This window comes from Dietzia sp. (assembly GCF_036741115.1).
Lineage (GTDB): Bacteria > Actinomycetota > Actinomycetes > Mycobacteriales > Mycobacteriaceae > Dietzia.
On the sequence record NZ_DAINST010000128.1, the window covers coordinates 1 to 4705 of the forward strand.

The following is a 4705-nucleotide window of genomic DNA, read 5'->3' on the forward strand; positions in this document are numbered from 1 at the left end:
GCCGGGCCGCGCCATCGCCGGCCCGGGCACCGTCACGCTCTACGAGGTCGGCGCGGTCAAGGACGTCGCGCTGCCTGACGGCCGCGAACGCCGCTACGTCTCGGTCGACGGCGGCATGAGCGACAACATCCGCACCGCCCTCTACGATGCGAGCTACTCCGCTCGCCTCGTCGGCCGAGCTAGCGACGAGCCGCCGGTCGTGGCTCGGCTCGTGGGCAAGCACTGCGAGAGCGGAGACGTGGTCGTGCGGGACCTGTGGCTCCCCGCTGACGTCGGTCGCGGCGATATCGTGGCCGTCGCGGCAACTGGCGCATACTGCTATTCGATGTCGAGCAGGTACAACGCGATCGGCCGTCCGGCCCTCATCGCCGTGCAGGATGGAAAGGCGCGCCTCGTGCTGCGCCGCGAGACGTTCGAGGATCTTATCGGCCTCGAGGTCGAGCAGGCAGTGGGCGCAGACGCAGCGAAGGACGGCGCCGCCGAAGGGACACGAGAAGGGGTGGATTCGCATGAGTGAGTCGAATGGAGCGCGAAAGAGCGTCGGTGTTGCCCTCATCGGGATGGGCACGGTGGGCACCGAGGTCGTGGGCTACCTCGAGGCCAATGGCGACGAGCTCGCCGCGCGCATCGGCGCTCCGCTCGAGCTGCGCGGGATAGCCGTACGTGACCTGAGCAAGGACCGCGGCGTCGACCCGTCCCTCCTTACCGACGATCCGATGTCCCTGGTCACGCGCGAGGACGTCGACGTCGTCGTCGAGGTCATGGGCGGCATCGACATCGCCAGGCCGCTGCTCGGCACCGCCCTGGAGGCGGGGAAGGCCGTCGTCACCGCCAACAAGGCGCTGCTCGCGGAGTACACCGACGAACTCGCCGAGGCGGCCGATTCCACCGAATCGGACCTCTACTTCGAGGCGGCGGTCGCCGGCGCGATCCCGGTGATCGGTCCGCTGCGTCGCTCGATGGCGGGCGACCAGGTCGAGCGGGTCATCGGCATCGTCAACGGCACCACCAACTTCATCCTCTCGGAGATGGACTCGACGGGAGCCGCCTACTCGGACACGCTCGCCGAGGCTTCGCGCCTGGGCTACGCGGAGGCCGATCCGACCGCCGACGTCGAGGGCTACGACGCCGCGGCGAAGGCCGCGATCCTCGCCTCGATCGCCTTCCACTCCCGGGTCACCGCGAAGGACGTCTACCGCGAGGGCATCTCCGCGATCACCCCGGCGCAGTTCGAGTCTGCGCGGCACATGAGCTGCACGATCAAGCTGCTCGCGATCTGCGAGAAGGTCACCCGCAAGGACGGCTCGGAGGCCGTGTCCGCGCGCGTGTACCCGGCGCTCATCCCGCTGACCCACCCGCTCGCCACAGTCGACGGCGCGTACAACGCCGTCGTCGTCGAGGCCGAGGCTGCGGGCCGACTCATGTTCTACGGCCAGGGCGCCGGCGGGGCACCGACCGCGTCCGCGGTGCTCGGCGACCTCGTCGCCGCGGCCCGCAACAAGGTCATGGGTGGGCGCGCGCCGGGCGAGTCCACATACCGCGCGCTGCCGGTGGCTGCGGTCGACGACATTGTCACCCGCTACCACGTCTCGATGTCCGTGGTCGACCGCGCCGGCGTGCTCTCGCAGGTCGCCGCCGAGTTCTCCAACCACGGCGTCTCCATCGCCCAGGTCCGCCAGACCGAGGGGGGTGGCGGCGCGGAACTCGTCGTGCTCACCCACCGCGCCACCGAGCGCGACCTCGCGGCCACGGTCTCGGCACTCTCCGCGAACGACGCCGTGAGCGACATCTTCAGCGTCATCCGGCTCGAGGGCGAAGACCAGTAGTCGGCGAGAGCCGCGGGCTCAACCAGCACAGCCGGCACGACAGCACGCACAACACGAGCACGACCGACGAGGGAGGTCCCGTGGCAGCAGAGAGTTCGTACCCCGAGATCATCGGCGCGTCGGGCGGCCGCGTTCTCGACGCGGGCCACGAGGTCGCCATCTCGGTCCCGGCCTCGACGGCCAACCTCGGCCCTGGCTTCGACAGCCTGGGCATGGCGCTCGGCCTGTACGACACGATCCGGGTGCGGACCGCGGGCTCGGGACTGTCGTTGACGGTGGAGGGCGAGGGCGCTGGGGATGTGCCCCTCGACGCCTCTCATCTGGTCTACAAGGCGACGGAGGCGGGCCTGCGTGCCGCAGGCGTCGGCGTCAGGGGACTGGCGATCGCATGCGTGAACTCCATTCCCCATTCGCGGGGACTCGGGAGCTCGGCCTCGGCGGCGGTCGCCGGACTCGTGGCAGCGAACGCGCTGGCGGGCGACGTGCTCAGCGACGAACAGCTCGTCCAGCTCGCGGGCGAGTTCGAGGGGCATCCGGACAATGCCGCCGCCTCGGTGCTCGGCGGAGCCGTCGTGGCGTGGACCGAGCGAGTGCCGGGTAGCCGGACCCCGATCTATCGCGCCACCCGGGTCGAGACGGCACCCGAGTTGCGGGCCGCCGCCTTCGTCCCCGATTTCTCCTCGTCGACGGCGGAGACGCGCGGACTGCTGCCCGAGACTGTGCCGCACGCCGACGCGGCGTTCAATGCGAGTCGGGCCGCGCTCATGACCGTCGCGCTCAGCCGGCCCGAGTTCCTCTTCACGGCTACCGAGGACCGCCTCCACCAGCACTATCGGGCGCCGGCGCTCGAGCAGACCACGAAGCTCATCGAAATGCTCCGCGGGCAGGGCCTCGCCGCCACCGTCTCCGGCGCGGGGCCGACCGTGCTCTGCCTCCACACGGGCGAGCTCGACGACGCGATGCGGGGCAAGGCCGCCGAGCAGGGGTGGCGGGTGCTCGACCTCGACATCGCCGAGCGCGCGAGCCGAGTCTGATCGATCCCCGCCCGCGTGTGGCAAGCTTCCGCCCTGCGCGGCAGTGCGAGGCGCGGCAGTGCCGTTCACAGGAGCGCAGTACATAGCGGCGCCTCGCGCAGGAGCGCTTGGTGCCTAGCGCGAGAATGTCTCCACGTCGAAGCGGCCCTGGGCGAACCAGCGGCGAAGCGCGCGCTTGTCGAACTTCCCCACGCTCGTGCGGGGAATGTATTCGATGAAGGCCCAGTGGTCGGGGCGGCTCCACTCCGGGATCCAGTAGAGCCCTTCCCACAGTTCGCGGGGCGACGGATGGGACGCGCCCGGAGCCGACGCGACCACGCACAACGGACGCTGCCCCCACTGGTCGTCGGGCACCCCGACGCACGCCGCCTCGCCGACGCCGGGGAGCTGCATCACCGCGTTCTCGAGCTCGACCGAGGAGATCCACTCCCCGCCTGAGCGGATGGCATCGGAGGCGCGGTCGACGAGGGTGAGCGCGCCGTCGTGGGAGAGCCGCGCGAGGTCCCCGGTGCGGAGCCAGCCGTCCTCGAAATCGCCCTCGGCCGAGCGGGAGTCGAGATACCGGGCGGTGACGTGTGGTCCGCGCACTTCAAGTTCTCCCACGCCCACGGAATCGCGCATCCTCACTCCGTGGAAGTCCACGATCCGAGCGGACACGAGCGAGCTGAACCGGCACTCCACCTCCGTGGAGTGCGCGAGCTCTGCGCCCGGTTGGACTCCCGGCGCGGTGGAGTGATCCCGGCCTGTGCCGTCAGGGGCAGGGCGCGTGTCCGCGGTTGCACCCGGGTCTGCGGGCGATCCCTCATCCCGGGCCTGTACGTCCCGGACCGGCTCGTCCCGAAGCGAGACCGCGCCGATGGGACCCGTCTCGGTCATGCCCCAGCCGTGGAGGACCGCGATGCCGAGCTCGTCGCGGAGCCGGTGCACGAGCGATGGAGAGGCGCCCGAGCCGCCGAAGACCACCCTGTCGATCCCCTCGAAGTCCTGACGGCGGACGTCCGATTCCGCGAAGTAGTCCGCGACATGGGCGGGCGCCGAGGTGATCGCCGTGACGGGGGCCGCCGCGAGTGCGCGCCCGAGCGCAGCGCCGAGAGAGGGGCGTTCGGACTCCGAGGCGCGGGTGAGGACGAGGCCCGAGCCGAACATCAGCGAGGCATAGGGGAGGCCCCAGCCGGCGACGTGGAAGAACGGGACGAGCGTGGCGACGGTGTCGCGCGAGCACAGGCCGAACGCGTCGACGTTGCCCATGCCAATGGCGTGGAGGTAGATCGCGCGATGCGAATAGACGACGGACTTCGGCGCGCCAGTGGTGCCCGAGGTGCTCACCACCATCGCCGCGGTGTCCTCGTCGAGCTCGGGCCATTCGCGCTCGGCCGGGCGGCCGTCGAGGATCTGCTCGTAGGAGTGGAAGGAGACCCCGGGCCACGATTCGGGGTCGACGTCCTCGATTTCGGCGTCGACGAGCACGACGTGCCGCACGGACGGGAAGCGATGGTGGTTCGCCGCGAGGAAATCGACGGCCCTGGATCCGGTGACCAGCACGGTCTCGTCGACGAGCCCGAGCGTCGCGAGGAGTAGCGACTCCTGGAGCGCGATATTCACGGGATGGACCACGGCGCCCATCGCGGGAACGGCGAGGAGGAGTTCGAGGAGCTCGGTGCGGTTGTCGAGGAGCGTCGCGACCACGTCGCCGGGGCCCACGCCGATGACCTCGAGGGCGGCGGCGAGCCCGGCGCAGCGCGTGCCGAGCGCGGAGAAGGGAAGCTTCTCGACGAGCCCCGAAGGCGATACCTCGGTGACCACCGCGTCCGGGTGGCGCCGCGTGCCGTGGTCGATGATCCGGCC

General features: G+C 70.9%; 4 protein-coding genes. 3 read left to right on the plus strand and 1 reads right to left on the minus strand.

The genetic code is table 11. The annotated features are described in order from the left end of the window. The 3 genes from V7E05_RS13625 to thrB all read left to right on the plus strand — a co-directional run. Positions 1-517, plus strand: a 517-nt coding sequence (locus tag V7E05_RS13625; protein ID WP_442891684.1) for a diaminopimelate decarboxylase family protein, incomplete at its 5' end; no start/stop codon positions are given. After that, entirely contained in the window at positions 510-1826 is a 1317-nt protein-coding gene (locus V7E05_RS13630) for a homoserine dehydrogenase (RefSeq protein WP_333620180.1), read from the plus strand. The genes V7E05_RS13625 and V7E05_RS13630, both read left to right, overlap by 8 nt. A gap of 80 nt (positions 1827-1906) precedes the next feature. Continuing rightward, the gene (thrB, locus tag V7E05_RS13635; RefSeq protein WP_442891685.1) at positions 1907-2860 is read left to right on the plus strand and encodes a homoserine kinase; all 954 of its coding nucleotides are present in this window, start codon (positions 1907-1909) and stop codon (positions 2858-2860) included. A 114-nt stretch (positions 2861-2974) separates the two neighbouring features. Here the strand turns inward: thrB and V7E05_RS13640 are convergent. Continuing rightward, on the minus strand, positions 2975-4705 hold a 1731-nt coding region (locus tag V7E05_RS13640), incomplete at its 5' end, for an AMP-binding protein (RefSeq protein ID WP_333620181.1).